At 57.0% G+C, this 931-nt stretch carries 1 protein-coding gene; it reads left to right on the forward strand.

Features of this window, described 5'->3' with window-relative positions; all coding sequences use genetic code 11:
* Positions 1–188: 188 nt before the first annotated feature.
* The gene (locus tag EN994_RS33230; protein WP_010915421.1) at positions 189–398 is read left to right on the forward strand and encodes a cold-shock protein; all 210 of its coding nucleotides are present in this window, start codon (positions 189–191) and stop codon (positions 396–398) included.
* The last annotated feature ends 533 nt before the right edge of the window (positions 399–931 follow it).

Consider the following 931-nt stretch of genomic DNA (forward strand, 5'->3'; position numbering starts at 1 on the left):
GCTTTATGCAAATTTGACAGCGCGCCAAAAGAAGCCTACAAGCAAATCGTCGATATTTGTTTGACTGACTTTTGTTATCCGCGCTTTCGAGCGCGCCTTTGACGAACTTCCCACATCAAAAATCGGGACAAACGACGTTGTGCATCCGCATGGCGTCGAACGAATATTTGCCATGGAAAGGGTTCGTCATGAGCACCGGCACAGTTAAATGGTTCAACGCCACCAAAGGTTTTGGTTTTATTCAGCCTGACGACGGCTCGGCCGACGTTTTTGTCCACATCTCGGCCGTAGAGCGCGCCGGCATGCGTGACATCGTCGAGGGCCAGAAGCTCGGCTACGAGATGGTCCGCGACAACAAGTCGGGCAAGATGTCCGCCGACCAGTTGAAGGCGGCCTGAAAAACGAATTCTGCTCTCCCGGTGACCACGGATGTACTGGCACCGGTGAGTGGCGAATTCGGGCGCATGGCCGCGGAGACCTGAGTTTCCACGGCATATCATGTGCATAAGCAGGGCGTTCCCGTGCGGTGCATCCTTTTGGATGTCATCTGGTTGCGCGACGCTCTCATGGAAGGTCAGGCGGTGCCTGGCCTTTTTCATTTTCCGCGCCTTGCCGCCGAAAGTGCGCTGCGCGCCGGCCTGGACGTGCTAAGGGACGCTCCAGCAATTTGAATTCGCCGCGCGTATTGCTTTGTGCGTGATCCTGACCGAAGACCCGGTCTCGCTCCATCGGCACAGGCTCCTGACAGGAGAAAGATTTGACCACCAGTTCAAAGACAACCGTCGATCAGGCCGTGTCCCTGTTCAGCAAGACGCAAACCCAGTCGATGTCGCTCAACCGCATCAATTCCGAGCGCGACGCCGTCAGTGAGGCACGCGAAGCCAAGACCGCGCGTCTGCGCGAATTGCGCCTGGAGAAGGAGGCCGACGAG

The sequence above is a fragment of the Mesorhizobium sp. M7A.F.Ca.CA.002.09.1.1 genome (assembly GCF_003998555.1).
Taxonomy (GTDB): Bacteria; Pseudomonadota; Alphaproteobacteria; order Rhizobiales; family Rhizobiaceae; genus Mesorhizobium; species Mesorhizobium ciceri.

Bases quoted from the DNA above. Each gene is read 5' to 3' on its own strand.
- EN994_RS33230 (WP_010915421.1), top strand. From the start codon at position 189: ATGAGCACCGGCACAGTTAAATGGTTCAACGCCACCAAAGGTTTTGGT.